Source organism: Pseudomonas sp. ATCC 13867, from assembly GCF_000349845.1.
GTDB lineage: Bacteria > Pseudomonadota > Gammaproteobacteria > Pseudomonadales > Pseudomonadaceae > Pseudomonas.
Map to the genome: position 1 here is coordinate 3,105,072 of NC_020829.1, position 16,710 is coordinate 3,121,781.

A 16,710-nucleotide genomic window follows, 5' to 3' on the forward strand; every position below is an offset into this window, starting at 1 on the left:
AAGACTATGAATGCAGACTCCGCTCTGTACATCCCGCCTTACAAGGCAGACGACCAAGACATCGTCGTCGAACTGAATTCCCGCTTTGGCGCCGAGACCTTCACCGTCCAGGCCACCCGCACCGGCATGCCGGTGCTCTGGGTGTCCCGTGAGCGCCTGATCGACGTCCTCACCTTCCTGCGCAACGTACCCAAGCCGTACGTCATGCTCTATGACCTGCACGGGGTCGACGAGCGTCTGCGCACCCACCGTCGCGGCCTGCCGGGCGCCGACTTCAGCGTGTTCTACCACCTGATGTCGCTCGAGCGTAATAGTGACGTGATGATCAAGGTGGCCTTGTCCGAGGGCGACCTCAACCTGCCCACCGCCACCCGTATCTGGCCGAACGCCAACTGGTACGAGCGTGAGGTCTGGGACATGTACGGGATCACCTTCACCGGTCACCCGCACCTGACCCGCATGCTGATGCCGCCGACCTGGGAAGGTCACCCGCTGCGCAAGGACTACCCGGCGCGCGCCACCGAGTTCGACCCCTACGCGCTGTCCGCCGCCAAGCAGGACCTCGAGCAGGAAGCCCTGCGCTTCAGGCCCGAAGACTGGGGCATGAAGCGCCACGGCGAAAACGAGGACTTCATGTTCCTCAACCTCGGCCCGAACCACCCGTCCGCCCACGGTGCGTTCCGCATCATCCTGCAGCTGGACGGCGAAGAGATCCTCGACTGCGTTCCGGAGATCGGCTACCACCACCGTGGTGCCGAGAAGATGGCCGAGCGTCAGTCCTGGCACAGCTTCATTCCGTACACCGACCGTATCGACTACCTCGGCGGTGTGATGAACAACCTGCCGTACGTGCTCTCGGTCGAGAAGCTCGCCGGCATCAAGGTACCGCAGCGCGTCGACGTCATCCGCATCATGATGTCGGAGTTCTTCCGCATCCTGAACCACCTCCTCTACCTGGGTACCTACATCCAGGACGTGGGCGCGATGACCCCGGTGTTCTTCACCTTCACCGACCGCCAGCGCGCCTACAAGGTCGTCGAAGCCATCACCGGCTTCCGCCTGCACCCGGCCTGGTACCGCATCGGCGGCGTCGCCCACGACCTGCCGCGCGGCTGGGACAAGCTGGTCCGCGAGTTCCTCGACTGGATGCCCAAGCGCCTGGACGAGTACGAAACCGCCGCTCTGAAGAACAGCATCCTGCGTGGCCGTACCATCGGCGTTGCCCAGTACAACACCAAGGAAGCGCTCGAGTGGGGTACCACCGGCGCCGGCCTGCGCGCTACCGGTTGCGATTTCGACCTGCGCAAGGCACGCCCCTACTCCGGCTACGAGAACTTCGAGTTCGAAGTACCGCTGGCGGCCAACGGCGACGCCTACGACCGCTGCATGGTCAAGATGGGTGAAATGCGCCAGAGCCTGCGCATCATCGAGCAGTGCCTGAAGAACATGCCCGAAGGCCCGTACAAGGCCGACCACCCGCTGACCACGCCGCCGCCCAAAGAGCGCACGCTGCAGCACATCGAAACCCTGATCACCCACTTCCTGCAGGTTTCCTGGGGCCCGGTCATGCCGGCCAACGAAGCCTTCCAGATGGTGGAAGCGACCAAGGGTATCAACAGCTACTACCTGACGAGCGATGGCAGCACCATGAGCTACCGGACCCGCATCCGGACGCCCAGCTTCGCGCACCTGCAGCAGATTCCGTCGGTGATCAACGGCAGCATGATCGCTGACCTGATCGCCTATCTGGGCAGTATCGACTTCGTTATGGCCGACGTGGACCGCTGATCATGAGTACCCTTATCCAGACTGATCGTTTCGAACTCAGCGAAACCGAGCGCTCGGCCATCGAGCACGAGATGCATCACTACGAGGACTCCCGCGCGGCGTCCATCGAAGCCCTGAAGATCGTCCAGAAGCAGCGCGGCTGGGTGCCGGACGGCGCCATCGGCGCCATCGCCGACATCCTCGGCATTCCGGACAGCGACGTCGAAGGCGTGGCGACCTTCTATAGCCAGATCTTCCGCCAGCCGGTCGGCCGCCACATCATCCGCGTCTGCGACAGCATGGTCTGCTACATCGGCGGCCACGAGTCCGTGGTTGGCGAGATCCAGAAGCAGCTGGGCATCGGCCTCGGCCAGACCACCGCCGACGGCCGCTTCACCCTCCTGCCGGTGTGCTGCCTGGGCAACTGCGACAAGGCCCCGGCGATGATGATCGATGACGACACCTTCGGCGACCTGCGTCCGGACGGCGTCGCCAAACTGCTGGAGGCCTACGCATGAGTCGCCTCACCTCCTACGGCACGCCCAACCGCACCGCGCGCGCGGCCGAAACCCATCCGCTGACCTGGCGCCTGCGTGACGACGGCGCCCCGGTCTGGCTGGAGGAGTACCAGTCGAAGAATGGCTACGCCGCCGCGCGCAAGGCGCTGGCTCAGATGGCCGCCGACGACATCGTCCAGACCGTCAAGGACTCCGGCCTCAAGGGCCGCGGCGGTGCGGGCTTCCCCACCGGCGTGAAGTGGGGCCTGATGCCCAAGGACGAATCCCTCAACATCCGCTACCTGCTGTGCAACGCGGACGAGATGGAGCCCAACACCTGGAAGGACCGCATGCTCATGGAGCAGCTGCCGCACCTGCTGGTGGAAGGCATGCTGATCTCCGCGCGCGCCCTCAAGGCCTACCGCGGCTACATCTTCCTGCGCGGCGAGTACGTCGACGCCGCCCGCAACCTGAACCGCGCCATCGATGAAGCCAAGGCCGCAGGCCTGTTGGGCAAGAACATCCTCGGCAGCGGTTTCGATTTCGAGCTGTTCGTGCACACCGGCGCCGGTCGCTACATCTGTGGCGAAGAGACCGCGCTGATCAACTCGCTGGAAGGCCGCCGCGCCAACCCGCGCTCCAAGCCGCCCTTCCCCGCCGCCGTCGGCGTCTGGGGCAAGCCGACCTGCGTGAACAACGTCGAGACCCTGTGCAACGTGCCGGCGATCGTCGAGCACGGCGTCGACTGGTACAAGGGCCTCGCCCGTCCGGGCAGCGAAGACATGGGCACCAAGCTCATGGGCTTCTCCGGCAAGGTGAAGAACCCCGGCATCTGGGAACTGCCCTTCGGCCTTCCGGCCCGCGAGCTGTTCGAGGACTACGCCGGCGGCATGCGCGACGGCTACAAGCTCAAGGCCTGGCAGCCGGGCGGCGCCGGTACCGGCTTCCTCCTGCCGGAGCACCTGGACGCCCTGTTCTACGCCGGCGGCGTCGCCAAGGTCGGCACCCGTATGGGTACGGGCCTCGCTATGGCGGTGGACGACAGCGTCAACATGGTTTCCCTGCTGCGCAACATGGAAGAGTTCTTCGCCCGCGAATCCTGCGGCTGGTGCACGCCGTGCCGCGACGGCCTGCCGTGGAGCGTGAAGGTACTGCGCGCGCTGGAGAAAGGCGAAGGCGCCCAGGGCGACCTGGAGACCCTCGAGCAGCTCGTCAACTTCCTCGGCCCAGGCAAGACCTTCTGTGCCCACGCACCGGGTGCCGTCGAGCCGCTGGGCAGCGCACTGAAGTATTTCCGTCCCGAGTTCGAAGCGGGCATTTCCCGCCAGGCTCAGGCCGTACAAGCACCGCAGACCGTCGGCGCTTGATGCTTTGTTCGCCGGGCGTGCGCGCCCGGCGTTGTTTCGTTGTAGCGCCGCGGCAAGCCGCCGGCCCGATGAAACCGTGATTTCTATTAGCCACGCCCGCTGACAACGGGCCAACGAAGACTTAGACCCATGGCCACGATTCACGTAGACGGCAAGACGTTAGAAGTCGATGGAGCAGACAACCTGTTGCAGGCCTGTCTCTCCCTCGGTCTCGACATCCCCTACTTCTGCTGGCACCCGGCGCTCGGTAGCGTCGGCGCATGCCGCCAGTGCGCGGTCAAGCAGTACACCGACGAGAACGACAAACGCGGTCGTCTCGTCATGTCCTGCATGACCCCCGCCACCGACAACACCTGGATTTCCATCGAGGACGAAGAGGCCAAGCAGTTCCGCGCCAGCGTCGTCGAATGGCTGATGACCAACCACCCGCACGACTGCCCGGTCTGCGAGGAAGGTGGCCATTGCCACCTGCAGGACATGACGGTGATGACCGGTCACAACCAGCGCCGGTACCGCTTCACCAAGCGCACCCACCAGAACCAGGAGCTCGGCCCGTTCATCGCCCACGAGATGAACCGCTGCATCGCCTGCTACCGCTGCGTCCGTTACTACAAGGACTACGCCGGCGGCACCGACCTGGGCGTCTATGGCGCGCACGACAACGTCTACTTCGGCCGTATCGAGGACGGTGTGCTGGAGAGCGAATTTTCCGGCAACCTGACCGAGGTCTGCCCGACCGGCGTGTTCACCGACAAGACCCACTCCGAGCGCTACAACCGCAAGTGGGACATGCAGTTCGCCCCGAGCATCTGCCACGGCTGCTCCAGCGGCTGCAACATCAGCCCCGGCGAGCGCTACGGCGAGATCCGCCGCATCGAGAACCGCTACAACGGCTCGGTGAACCACTACTTCCTGTGCGACCGCGGCCGCTTCGGCTACGGCTACGTCAATCGCGAAGACCGCCCGCGCCAGCCGCAGCTGATGCTGAGCAAGCAGAAGCTCTCGCTGGACGGCGCCCTGGACCAGACCGCCGCCCTGCTCAAGGGCCGCAAGGTCATCGGCATCGGTTCGCCGCGCGCCAGCCTGGAAAGCAACTACGCCCTGTCCGCACTGGTCGGCGCGCAGAACTTCTACAGCGGCATCTCCGCTGACGAATTGCAGCGCCTGCAGCTGGTCCTGAAAGTCATGCAGGACGGCCCGCTGCCGGTGCCGACTATCCGTGACATCGAAGACCACGACGCGGTATTCGTGCTCGGCGAAGACCTGACCCAGACCGCTGCCCGTATCGCCCTGGCCCTGCGCCAGTCGGTGAAGGGCAAGGGCGAGGACATGGCCGCCGCAATGAAGATCCAGCCGTGGCTCGACGCCGCGGTGAAGACCATCGCCCAGCACGAGATGAACCCGCTGTTCATCGCCAGCCTGGATGAAACCCGCCTGGACGACGTTGCCGCCGAGTGCGTGCACGCCGCCACCGAAGACCTGGCCCGCCTGGGCTTCGCCGTGGCCCACGCCATCGATGCGAGCGCCCCGGCCGTGGCCGGCCTCGACGGCGAAGCCGCCGCCCTCGCCCAGCGCATCGCCGATGCCCTGCTCAAAGCCAAGCGTCCGCTGGTCATCTCCGGCACCTCGCTGGGCAGCAACGCCCTGATCGAAGCCGCGGCCAACATCGCCAGTGCGCTGAAGAACCGCGAGAAGAACGGCTCCCTGAGCCTGGTCGTTCCGGAAGCCAACAGCCTGGGCCTCACCATGTTCGGTGGCGCCTCGGTTGAAGCCGCCCTGGAGCAGTTGACCTCCGGCGCCGCCGATGCCGTGGTGATCCTGGAGAACGACCTGTACCGCCGCGCCGACGCCGCCGTCGTCGACGCTGCCCTGGCCGCCGCGAAGATCGTCGTCGTCGCCGATCACCAGCAGACCGCTACCAGCGCCAAGGCCACCGTCCTGCTGCCGGCCGCCAGCTTCGCCGAAGGCGATGGCACCCTGGTCAGCCAGGAAGGCCGCGCCCAGCGCTTCTTCCAGGTCTACGATCCGACCTACTACAACGCCGACAACCTGGTTCGCGAAGGCTGGCGCTGGCTGCACGCCCTGCACAGCACTCTCGAAGGCAAGCGTGTCGACTGGACTCAGCTGGACCACGTGATCGACGCCGTCGTCGCCGCCAAGCCGCAACTGGCCGGCATCCGCGACGCCGCGCCGAACGCAGCGTTCCGCATCAAGGGTCTGAAGCTGGCGCGCGAGCCGCACCGCTACTCCGGGCGTACCGCCATGCGCGCCAACATCAATGTCAGCGAGCCGCGTCAGCCGCAGGACATCGACTCCGCGTTCGCCTTCTCCATGGAAGGCTACGCCGGCAGCACCGAACCGCGTCAGCAGATTCCGTTCGCCTGGTCCCCGGGCTGGAACTCGCCGCAGGCCTGGAACAAGTTCCAGGACGAAGTCGGCGGTCACCTGCGCGCCGGCGACCCGGGCGTGCGCCTGATCGAAGCCAAGGGTCAGGCCCTGTGGTTCAGCGAGGTCCCCGCGCCGTTCCACACCGCCGCCAGCCAGTTCAAGGTGGTGCCCTTCTATCACCTGTTCGGCAGCGAGGAGAACTCCGCCAAGGCCGCACCGGTGCAGGAGCGCATCCCGCAGACCTACGTCACCCTGGCCAAGTCCGAGGCTGACCGTCTGGGCGTCAACGAAGGTGCGATCATCCGTCTGACCGTCAAGGGTCAGGAACTGCGCCTGCCGCTGCGCGTCAGCGAAGAGCTCGGCGCCGGTCTGGTCGCCCTGCCGATCGGTCTGCAGGGCATTCCCGCCGGCGTCATCGGCGCTGTCGCTGAAGGTCTGCAGGAGGCTGCCCAATGAGCTTGATGAGCATGAACTGGCTGACGCCCGCCGTCGTCGACATCATCATCGAAGTCATCAAGGCCATCGTCATCCTGCTCGCCGTGGTTGTCTGCGGCGCGCTGCTCAGCTGGGTCGAGCGTCGTCTGCTCGGCCTCTGGCAGGACCGCTACGGTCCGAACCGGGTCGGCCCCTTCGGGGCCTTCCAGCTCGGCGCCGACATGCTGAAGATGTTCTTCAAGGAAGACTGGACCCCGCCGTTCGCCGACAAGATGATCTTCACCCTCGCCCCCATGATCGCCATGGGTGCGCTGCTGGTGGCCTTCGTCGTCATCCCGATCACCCCGACCTGGGGCGTGGCGGACCTGAACATCGGCATCCTGTTCTTCTTCGCCATGGCTGGCCTGACCGTGTACGCGGTGCTGTTCGCCGGCTGGTCGAGCAACAACAAGTTCGCCCTCCTCGGCAGCCTGCGCGCGTCGGCCCAGACCATCTCCTACGAGGTGTTCCTGGCCCTGTCGCTGATGGGCATCGTGGCCCAGGTCGGCTCGTTCAGCCTGCGCGACATCGTCGATTACCAGGCCGAGCACATGTGGTTCATCATCCCGCAGTTCTTCGGTTTCATGACCTTCTTCGTCGCCGGCGTCGCCGTGACTCACCGTCACCCGTTCGACCAGCCCGAAGCCGAGCAGGAACTGGCCGACGGTTACCACATCGAGTACGCCGGCATGAAATGGGGCATGTTCTTCGTCGGCGAGTACATCGGCATCGTGCTGGTGTCCGCGCTGCTGGCGACCCTGTTCTTCGGCGGCTGGCACGGCCCCTTCGGCATCCTGCCGCAGATCCCGTTCATCTGGTTCGCCCTGAAAACCGGCTTCTTCATCATGATGTTCATTTTGCTGCGGGCCTCCATCCCACGCCCGCGCTATGACCAGGTGATGGCCTTCAGCTGGAAGTTCTGCCTCCCGCTGACCCTGATCAACCTGCTGGTGACCGGCGCTGTCGTGCTGGCCAGCCAGTAAGGAGTAGGACCATGATCAAGTACATTTTCGACGTGGTGCACGGCACCTACACCCAGCTGCGTAGCCTGGTGATGATCTTCGGTCACGCCTTCCGCAAGCGTGACACCCTGCAATACCCGGAAGAACCCGTATACCTGCCGCCGCGCTACCGCGGCCGCATCGTCCTCACCCGCGACCCCGACGGCGAGGAGCGCTGCGTGGCGTGCAACCTGTGCGCCGTGGCCTGCCCGGTTGGCTGCATCTCCCTGCAGAAGGCCGAGACCGACGATGGCCGCTGGTACCCCGAGTTCTTCCGCATCAACTTCTCCCGCTGCATCTTCTGCGGCCTGTGCGAAGAAGCCTGCCCGACCACCGCGATCCAGCTGACCCCGGATTTCGAGATGGGCGAGTTCAAGCGCCAGGACCTGGTCTACGAGAAGGAAGACCTGCTGATCTCCGGCCCCGGCAAGAACCCGGACTACAACTTCTACCGCGTTGCCGGCATGGCCATCGCCGGCAAGCCCAAGGGCGCCGCGCAGAACGAGGCCGAACCGATCAACGTCAAGAGCCTGCTGCCGTAAGGAGACGTCGCGTGGAATTCGCTTTCTACTTCGCCGCCGGCGTCGCCGTGCTGGCAACCTTCCGGGTCATCACCAACAGCAACCCGGTGCATGCCCTGCTTTACCTCATCGTTTCGCTGCTCGCCGTATCGATGACCTTCTTCAGCCTCGGCGCCCCGTTCGCCGGCGCCCTGGAGATCATCGTCTACGCCGGCGCGATCATGGTGCTGTTCGTCTTCGTGGTGATGATGCTCAACCTCGGCCCGGCGATTGCCGAGCAGGAACGCAAGTGGCTCAAGCCCGGCGTCTGGGTCGGCCCCGGTGCGCTGTCGCTGGTGCTGATGGTCGAGCTGCTGTGGATGCTCTCGCGCACACCGAGCGGCGCCGGCATCGGCCACACCGTCGTGGACGCCAAGGCCGTGGGCATCAGCCTGTTCGGCCCCTACCTGCTGGTCGTCGAACTGGCCTCGATGCTGCTGCTGGCGGCACTGGTCGCCGCCTACCACCTCGGCCGCCACGAAGCGAAGGAATAACACCATGAACACAATCCCTCTCGAACACGGACTGGCGCTCGCCGGTGTGCTGTTCTGCTTCGGCCTGGCAGGCCTGATGGTACGACGCAACATCCTGTTCGTACTGATGAGCCTGGAAGTGATGATGAACGCCGCCGCGCTGGCCTTCGTGGTCGCCGGTAGCCGCTGGGCCCAGCCCGACGGCCAGGTGATGTTCATCCTGGTGCTCAGCCTGGCCGCGGCCGAGGCGAGCATCGGCCTGGCGATCCTGCTCCAGCTGTATCGCCGCTTCCATACCCTCGATATCGACGCTGCAAGCGAGATGCGCGGATGAACCTGCTGCCCCTTACATTCCTGTTCCCTCTGGTCGGCTTCCTGCTGCTGTCTTTCTCCCGCGGCAGATGGTCGGAAAACTTCTCGGCACTGGTCGGTGTCGGCTCCGTGGGCCTCGCGGCCCTCTCCGCCTTCTGGGCGATCTGGAGCTTCCACAGCAACCCGCCCGAAGGTGGCGCCTACAGCCTGGTGCTGTGGCAATGGATGAGCGTTGGCGACTTCAACACCAACTTCACCCTGTATCTGGACGGCCTGTCGGTCACCATGCTCGGCGTAGTCACCGGCGTTGGCTTCCTGATCCACCTGTTCGCCTCCTGGTACATGCGTGGCGAGGCCGGCTATTCGCGGTTCTTCGCCTATACCAACCTGTTCATCGCCAGCATGCTGTTCCTGGTGCTCGGCGATAACCTGCTGTTCGTGTACTTCGGCTGGGAAGGCGTGGGCCTGTGCTCCTATCTGCTGATCGGCTTCTACTTCAACCACGTGCCCAACGGCAACGCGGCGCTGAAGGCCTTCATCGTGACCCGCGTGGGTGACGTGTTCTTCGCCATCGGCATGTTCATCCTGTTCCAGCATCTGGGCACGCTGAACATCCAGGAACTGCTGGTCCTGGCTCCGCAGCACTTCGCCAAGGGCGACCTGTGGGTCAACCTGGCGGCCCTGATGCTGCTCGGTGGCGCCGTCGGCAAGTCCGCCCAGCTGCCGCTGCAGACCTGGCTGGCCGACGCGATGGCCGGCCCGACTCCGGTCTCCGCGCTGATCCACGCGGCCACCATGGTGACCGCGGGCGTCTACCTGATCGCCCGCTGCCACGGCCTGTTCGAGCTGGCTCCGAATGTCCTGGAACTGGTCGGCATCGTCGGTGCCGTGACCCTGGTCCTGGCCGGCTTCGCCGCCCTGGTGCAGACCGACATCAAGCGCATCCTCGCCTACTCGACCATGAGCCAGATCGGCTACATGTTCCTGGCCCTGGGCGTTGGCGCCTGGGGTGGCGCGATCTTCCACCTGATGACCCACGCTTTCTTCAAGGCCCTGCTGTTCCTTGCCTCGGGTGCGGTGATCGTCGCCTGCCACCACGAGCAGAACATCTTCAAGATGGGTGGTCTGTGGAAGAAGCTGCCGCTGGCCTACGCGAGCTTCGTGGTCGGTGGCGCGGCCCTGGCCGCCCTGCCCTTCCTGACCGCCGGCTTCTACTCCAAGGACGAGATCCTCTGGGAAGCCTTCGCCAGCGGTCACCAGAACCTGCTGATCGCAGGTCTGGTCGGCGCGTTCATGACCTCGCTGTACACCTTCCGCCTGATCTTCATCGCCTTCCACGGCGAAGCGAAGACCGAGGCGCACGCCGGCCACGGCATCAGCCACTGGCTGCCGCTGGGAGTGCTGATCGTGCTGTCCACCTTCATCGGCGCGCTGATCACCCCGCCGCTGGCCGGTGTCCTGCCGGAAAGTGCCGGTCACGCCGGTGGTGAAGCCAAGCACAGCCTGGAAATCGCCTCGGGCGCCATCGCCATCGCCGGTATCCTGCTGGCAGGCCTGCTGTTCCTCGGCAAGCGCCGCTTCGTCAGCGCGCTCTCCCAGAGCGCGCCGGGCCGCTTCTTCGGCACCTGGTGGCTGCATGCCTGGGGCTTCGATTGGGTGTACGACAAGCTGTTCGTGAAACCCTACCTGCTGATCTGCCGCCTGCTGGCCGCGGACCCGGTCGACAAGTCGCTTGTCCTGGTCCCGCTCACCGCCCGTGGTGGTCACAAACTCCTCAGCCTCACCGAGAACGGCCGCCTGCGTTGGTACGCCGCTTCCCTGGTGGGCGGCGCCGCGCTGCTCCTCGGCGCGCTGCTGCTGGCTTAAAACTTCACGAATGAGATTGAGCCCGACATGATTCTGCCCTGGCTAATCCTGATCCCCTTCATCGGCGGCTTCCTTTGCTGGATCGCCGAGTCCACCAGCAAGACCCTGCCCCGCTGGGTCGCGCTGGGGTCGATGACCCTGACCCTCGCCCTGAGCCTTTGGGTGTGGCACACCGGTGACTTCCAGCTGGCGCCCGCGCCGGGTGGCGAGCCGCAATGGACCCTCGAGTTCAAGATGGCCTGGATCGAGCGCTTCGGTATCAGCGTGCACCTGGCGATGGACGGCCTGTCCCTGCTGATGGTCGCCCTGACCGGCCTGCTCGGCGTGCTGTCCGTGCTCTGCTCCTGGAACGAGATCCAGCGCCGCATCGGTTTCTTCCACCTGAACCTGCTGTGGATCCTGGGCGGTGTGATCGGCGTGTTCCTCGCCGTCGACCTGTTCCTGTTCTTCTTCTTCTGGGAAATGATGCTGGTGCCGATGTACTTCCTCATCGCGCTCTGGGGTCATAGCTCGGACGACGGCAAGAAGACCCGCATCTACGCCGCCACCAAGTTCTTCATCTTCACCCAGGCCAGCGGCCTGGTGATGCTGGTGGCGATCCTGGGCCTGGTGTTCGTGCACTACAACAGCACCGGCGTGCTGACCTTCAACTACGCCGACCTGCTGAAGACCCAGATGCCGGAACACACCGAGTGGCTGCTGATGCTCGGCTTCTTCGTCGCCTTCGCGGTGAAGATGCCGGTGGTGCCGGTGCACTCCTGGCTGCCGGACGCCCACGCCCAGGCGCCGACCGCCGGTTCCGTGGACCTGGCCGGCATCCTGCTGAAGACCGCCGCCTACGGTCTGATCCGCTTCGCCCTGCCGCTGTTCCCCAACGCCTCGGCCGAGTTTGCCCCGGTGGCCATGACCCTGGGTCTGATCGGCATCTTCTACGGCGCCTTCCTGTCGTTCGCACAGACCGACATCAAGCGTCTGGTGGCCTACTCCTCCGTATCGCACATGGGCTTCGTCATCATCGGCATCTACTCCGGCAGCCCGCAGGCGCTGCAGGGCGTGGTGATCCAGATGATCGCCCACGGCCTCTCCGCCGCCGCGCTGTTCATCCTCTGTGGCCAGCTGTACGAGCGCCTGCACACCCGCGACATGCGCAAGATGGGTGGCCTGTGGTCGCGCATCCCGTACCTGCCGGCTGTAGCGCTGTTCTTCGCCATCGCGTCGCTGGGTCTGCCGGGCACCGGCAACTTCGTCGGCGAGTTCCTGATCCTGCTGGGCAGCTTCAAGGTCGTTCCGGTGATCACCGTGATCGCCACCTTCGGCCTGGTGTTCGGCTCGGTCTACTCGCTGATCATGATCCACCGCGCGTACTTCGGCCCGGCCAAGTCCGACACCGCCATCGCCGGCCTGAACGCCCGCGAGCTGCTCATGGTGCTCGGCCTGGCGGTGCTGCTGATCGTGCTCGGCGTCTACCCGCAGCCGGTCCTCGACACCTCCGCGGCAACCATGCACGGCGTCCAGCAATGGCTGGGTGCCGCCCTCTCCACCCTGGCAGCACGGTAAGCGCGACATGACCTTCACGATCCAACACTTCATCGCGCTCCTGCCGCTGCTCATCACCAGCGCCACCCTGGTGGTGGTGATGCTCGCCGTGGCCTGGAAGCGTAACCACTCGATGACCGCCACCCTCTCGGTGATCGGTCTGAACCTGGCGCTGCTGTCGATCCTGCCGGTGCTGAAAGTCACCCCGATCGAAGTCACCCCGCTGATGGTGATCGACAACTTCGCCTGCTTCTACATGGCGCTGGTCCTGATCGGCGCCCTGGCCTGCACCACGCTCGCCCACGCCTACATGGAGAGCTACCCGGGCAACCGCGAAGAGCTCTACCTGCTCCTGCTGCTGTCCACCGCGGGCGGCCTGGTGCTGGTCAGCGCGCAGAACCTGGCCGGCCTGTTCATCGGCCTGGAACTGCTGTCGGTGCCGGTCTACGGCATGGTGGCCTACGCCTTCTTCAACAAGCGCACCCTGGAAGCGGGCATCAAGTACACCGTACTGTCCGCCGCCGGCTCCGCCTTCCTGCTGTTCGGCATGGCCCTGCTCTACGCCGAATCCGGCAGCCTGGGCTTCTCGGCCATCGGCGCGTCCCTGGCCGAGGGCACCAGCCACGGCCCACTGCTGTCCATCGGCGTCGGCATGATGGTGGTCGGCCTGGGCTTCAAGCTGTCGCTGGCACCGTTCCACCTGTGGACCCCGGACGTCTACGAAGGCGCCCCGGCCCCGGTGGCCGCATTCCTCGCCACCACCAGCAAGGTCGCCGTGTTCGCCGTGCTGCTGCGCCTGTTCCAGATCGCTCCGGCGGCCCTGAACAACGGCCTGCTGCATGACGCCATCGCGGTCATCGCCATCGCCTCGATCCTGATCGGTAACCTGCTGGCGCTGACCCAGAGCAACATCAAGCGCCTGCTCGGCTACTCCTCGATCGCCCACTTCGGCTACCTGCTGATCGCCCTGGTGGCGAGCAAGGGCCTGGCCGTGGAAGCGGTCGGCGTCTACCTGACCACCTACGTGGTCACCACCCTGGGCGCCTTCGGCGTGGTCACCCTGATGTCCACTCCGTACAGCGGCCGCGACGCCGACGCCCTGTTCGAGTACCGCGGCCTGTTCTGGCGCCGTCCGGTGCTGACCGCGGTGATGACCGTGATGATGCTGTCCCTGGCCGGCATCCCGCTGACCGCCGGCTTCATCGGCAAGTTCTACATCGTCGCCACCGGCGTCGAGTCCCACCTGTGGTGGCTGGTCGGCGCTCTGGTACTGGGCAGCGCCATCGGCCTGTACTACTACCTGCGCGTCATGGTGACCATGTTCCTGGTCGAACCGAACATGAAGCGCCACGACGCCCCCCTGGACTGGGCCCAGCGCGCCGGCGGCATCATGCTGGTGGCCATCGCCCTGCTCGCCTTCTTCCTCGGCGTGTACCCGCAGCCGCTGCTGGACATCCTCCAGCACAGCGGCCTGGTAGCCATCGCCGGCTGAGGTCGACAGGTAATAAAAACCCCGCTTCGGCGGGGTTTTTATTGGGCGGGACTCACTCAGCCGCAGACCGCTTTTCGTAGGACCGAGGGGGACGCCCAGTCCTTGCTCGCGAACGGTATTTCAGGAACGCACGGCGTTATGCGGTTCGCGAGCAAGCTCGCTCCTACAAGAACCTACGCCTCCTCCACGACTCTACTTGAACAGATACGGGAACGAAGGGCGTATAACCGCGGACGGTCATACGCCCCATGCACTCCCCTACTCAGCCTTCGACTCATTCAATTCGCGCCCAGTGAACAGATCCCACGACGCAATGAACAGCGCCGCGATCAGCGGACCGATGACGAAACCGTTCAGCCCGAACAGCGACATGCCGCCAAGGGTGGAAATCAGCACCACGTAGTCCGGCATCTTGGTGTCCTTGCCCACCAGGATCGGGCGCAGGATGTTGTCCACCAGGCCGATCACCAGCACGCAGAACAGCGTCAGCACCACGCCCTGCCAGATTGCCCCGGTGAGCAGGAAGTAGGCGGCCACCGGCACCCAGATCAGCCCCGCGCCGATGGCAGGCAACAGCGAGAGGAACGCCATCAGCGTGCCCCACAGCAGCGAGCCCTGAATACCAAGGAACCAGAAGATCAGCCCGCCCAGCGCACCCTGGGTCGCGGCCACGGCGATGTTGCCCTTCACCGTGGCGCGAATGACCGTGGTGAACTTGGTGAACAGGTGCTGCTTGTGTTCACCGCTCAGCGGCACCGCCTGCTTGATGCGGCGCCCCAGCGCCGGGCCGTCGCGCAGGAGGAAGAACAGCAGGTAGAGCATGATGCCGAAGCTGATGACGAATTCGAAGGTGTTCTGGCCGATGCTGAAAGCCTTGGTGGCGACCAGTTGACTCGCCTGCATCGCTCCCGCGGACAGCTTCTCCTGCAGGCTGGAAAGGTCCGTCAGGTCGAAACGCTCCAGCCACGGGTGCACCCAATCCGGCAGCGCGGCCATGACCTGCTGGAAATAGGTGACGAAGTTCAGTTCGCCCGACTTCAGGCGCTGGTACACAGTGGCGCCCTCCTGCACCAGCGCACCGGCGATGAAGGTCATCGGCAGGATCACGATCAGCAGGCAGATCGTCAGCGAGATCAGCGCCGCGAGGTTGTTGCGCCCATGCAGGCGCACCCGCAGGCGGCGCTGCAGCGGGGCGAAGATGATCGCCAGGATGGTGCCCCAGAACACCGCGCCATAGAACGGCAACAGCAGCCAGGCGAAGGCGATGGTGACCACCGCCAGGAGAAGCAGGAACGTCCGGTATTCCAGTTTAGATTCGAGCATGAGCAGGTCCGGAGGAAGGGGGGAAACCTGCTCATTAGTCAGCAGTTGGCCTGCCGAGTGCAACTTTCTGCGGTGCGCCGCCGCTCTTACAGCACCATCGCCGCTACCCAGCCGAAGGCCAGCAGCGGCAGGTTGTAGTGCAGGAAGGTCGGCACTACGGTGTCCCAGATGTGATTGTGCTGCCCGTCCACGTTGAGGCCGGAGGTGGGCCCCAGGGTGGAGTCCGACGCTGGCGATCCCGCATCCCCCAGGGCGCCGGCCGTGCCGACGATACTGACGATGGCCAGCGGGCTGAAGCCCAGTTGCACCGCCAGCGGGACGAAGATGGCCGCGATGATCGGCACCGTGGAGAAGGACGAACCGATCCCCATCGTCACCAGCAGCCCCACCAGCAGCATGAGGAACGCACCCCAGGCCTTGCTATGGCCGATCCAGGCGGCCGCTGCTTCCACCAGGGTGGAGACCTGCCCGCTCGCCTTCATCACCTCGGCGAAACCGGCGGCGGCGATCATGATGAAACCGATCATCGCCATCATTTTCATGCCCTCGGTGAACAGGTCGTCCGCCTCTTTCCAGCGCACCACGCCGGACAGGGAAAACACCAGGAAACCCACCAGCGCGCCGAGGATCATCGAGTCCAGCCACAGCTGGATGACGAATGCCGCCACCACCGCCACCCCGGCCACCGCCAGGCTCATCGGGCTGTAGGGCGTGCCCACCCGCTCGGCCTGCTCGATGCGCTCCAGGTCATAGCCGCGCGGGCGCCGGTAACTGAACAGCACCGCGATCAGCAGGCCGCAAACCATGCCCAGCGCCGGGATGAGCATGGCCCGGCTGACGTCCACGCCACTGACATCCACACCGCTGCGCGCGACGTTGGCCAGCAGGATCTCGTTGAGGAAGATGTTGCCGAACCCCACCGGCAGGAACATGTAGGGCGTGATCAGGCCGAAGGTGATCACGCAGGCGATCAGCCGGCGGTCGATCTGCAGGCGAGTCAGCACGTAGAGCAGCGGCGGCACCAGCAGCGGAATGAAGGCGATGTGGATCGGCAGCAGGTTCTGCGAGGAGATCGCCACCAGCAGCAGAAGTCCGATCAGCAACCATTTGAAGCCGGCGGGAGCCGTGTCTTCGTGCCGCCCAAGCAGCGCCAGCACGCGGTCGGCGAGCGCATGGGCCATGCCGGAGCGCGCGATGGCCACCGCGAATGCCCCCAGCATCGCGTAGGACAGCGCTACCGTCGCGCCACCACCCAGGCCGGCGTTGAACGCCTTGAGCGTCCCCTCCATGCCCAGGCCACCGAGCAACCCGCCCGCTACCGCGCCGGCGATCAGCGCCACCACCACATGCACGCGGCACAGGCTCAGCACCAGCATCAAGCCAACGGCGATCAGCACCGCATTCATCTCATCACTCCTCCACAGCCAAGTCCGCCCGTCTCAGGGCGGGCAAAAGGCGCGTACTCTGCCGAACCCCATCCGGCCTGTCAAAAAGCCAGTCGAATCAAGGTCTTTCATGCCACGAACGACGCATTCCCGACAGGATTTTCGCCTTGCTGAGCACGCTTTTTGCTGAAAAACCGCTGCCCTTCGACTGGGCACACCAGAATCGCCTGTTTTCTGGCGTTTCATCCTGTTATCGATCAAGACGGGGC

General features: G+C 65.2%; 13 protein-coding genes. 11 read left to right on the forward strand and 2 right to left on the reverse strand.

What is annotated here, in order from left to right:
- Window positions 1-6 precede the first annotated feature (6 nt).
- The 11 genes from nuoC to nuoN all read left to right on the forward strand — a co-directional run bounded on the left by nuoC (window position 7) and on the right by nuoN (window position 13,733).
- On the forward strand, window positions 7-1,788 hold the full coding sequence (nuoC, locus tag H681_RS13775) for an NADH-quinone oxidoreductase subunit C/D (RefSeq protein ID WP_015477478.1): 1,782 nt from the start codon (window positions 7-9) through the stop codon (window positions 1,786-1,788).
- The gene (gene nuoE / locus H681_RS13780) at window positions 1,785-2,285 is read left to right on the forward strand and encodes an NADH-quinone oxidoreductase subunit NuoE (protein ID WP_177324599.1); all 501 of its coding nucleotides are present in this window, start codon (window positions 1,785-1,787) and stop codon (window positions 2,283-2,285) included. Before nuoC ends, nuoE begins: the two co-directional genes overlap by 4 nt.
- On the forward strand, window positions 2,282-3,631 hold the full coding sequence (nuoF, locus tag H681_RS13785) for an NADH-quinone oxidoreductase subunit NuoF (protein ID WP_015477480.1): 1,350 nt from the start codon (window positions 2,282-2,284) through the stop codon (window positions 3,629-3,631). The genes nuoE and nuoF overlap by 4 nt, the downstream gene beginning before the upstream one ends.
- Before the next feature lie 129 nt (window positions 3,632-3,760).
- A complete protein-coding gene (nuoG, locus tag H681_RS13790) occupies window positions 3,761-6,475 on the forward strand; it encodes an NADH-quinone oxidoreductase subunit NuoG (RefSeq protein WP_015477481.1) in 2,715 nt (904 codons plus the stop codon).
- 11 nt (window positions 6,476-6,486) lie between these two features.
- Entirely contained in the window at window positions 6,487-7,476 is a 990-nt protein-coding gene (gene nuoH, locus H681_RS13795; protein ID WP_015477482.1) for an NADH-quinone oxidoreductase subunit NuoH, read from the forward strand.
- Window positions 7,477-7,487: 11 nt separating this feature from the next.
- Complete coding sequence (nuoI, locus tag H681_RS13800) at window positions 7,488-8,036, forward strand: NADH-quinone oxidoreductase subunit NuoI (protein WP_015477483.1); 549 nt, start codon at window positions 7,488-7,490, stop codon at window positions 8,034-8,036.
- Between the two features lie 11 nt (window positions 8,037-8,047).
- Complete coding sequence (gene nuoJ, locus H681_RS13805) at window positions 8,048-8,548, forward strand: NADH-quinone oxidoreductase subunit J (protein WP_015477484.1); 501 nt, start codon at window positions 8,048-8,050, stop codon at window positions 8,546-8,548.
- A 4-nt stretch (window positions 8,549-8,552) separates the two neighbouring features.
- Complete coding sequence (gene nuoK / locus H681_RS13810; RefSeq protein WP_015477485.1) at window positions 8,553-8,861, forward strand: NADH-quinone oxidoreductase subunit NuoK; 309 nt, start codon at window positions 8,553-8,555, stop codon at window positions 8,859-8,861.
- The gene (nuoL, locus tag H681_RS13815) at window positions 8,858-10,705 is read left to right on the forward strand and encodes an NADH-quinone oxidoreductase subunit L (protein WP_015477486.1); all 1,848 of its coding nucleotides are present in this window, start codon (window positions 8,858-8,860) and stop codon (window positions 10,703-10,705) included. The genes nuoK and nuoL overlap by 4 nt, the downstream gene beginning before the upstream one ends.
- A 27-nt stretch (window positions 10,706-10,732) precedes the next feature.
- Window positions 10,733-12,262, forward strand: a complete 1,530-nt coding sequence (nuoM, locus tag H681_RS13820; RefSeq protein WP_015477487.1) for an NADH-quinone oxidoreductase subunit M — start codon at window positions 10,733-10,735, stop codon at window positions 12,260-12,262.
- A 7-nt stretch (window positions 12,263-12,269) separates the two neighbouring features.
- Window positions 12,270-13,733 (forward strand): NADH-quinone oxidoreductase subunit NuoN, encoded by a 1,464-nt coding sequence (nuoN, locus tag H681_RS13825; protein ID WP_015477488.1) that lies wholly within the window; start codon window positions 12,270-12,272, stop codon window positions 13,731-13,733.
- Window positions 13,734-13,991: 258 nt separating this feature from the next.
- On the opposite strand, the gene H681_RS13830 is transcribed toward nuoN, so the two are convergent.
- Both H681_RS13830 and H681_RS13835 read right to left on the reverse strand, forming a co-directional pair.
- A complete protein-coding gene (locus H681_RS13830; RefSeq protein ID WP_015477489.1) occupies window positions 13,992-15,056 on the reverse strand; it encodes an AI-2E family transporter in 1,065 nt (354 codons plus the stop codon).
- Between the two features lie 86 nt (window positions 15,057-15,142).
- Window positions 15,143-16,462 carry a Na+/H+ antiporter family protein gene (locus H681_RS13835; RefSeq protein ID WP_015477490.1) on the reverse strand — a complete coding sequence of 440 codons (1,320 nt, stop codon included), beginning with the start codon at window positions 16,460-16,462 and terminating at the stop codon, window positions 15,143-15,145.
- Window positions 16,463-16,710: the final 248 nt, after the last annotated feature.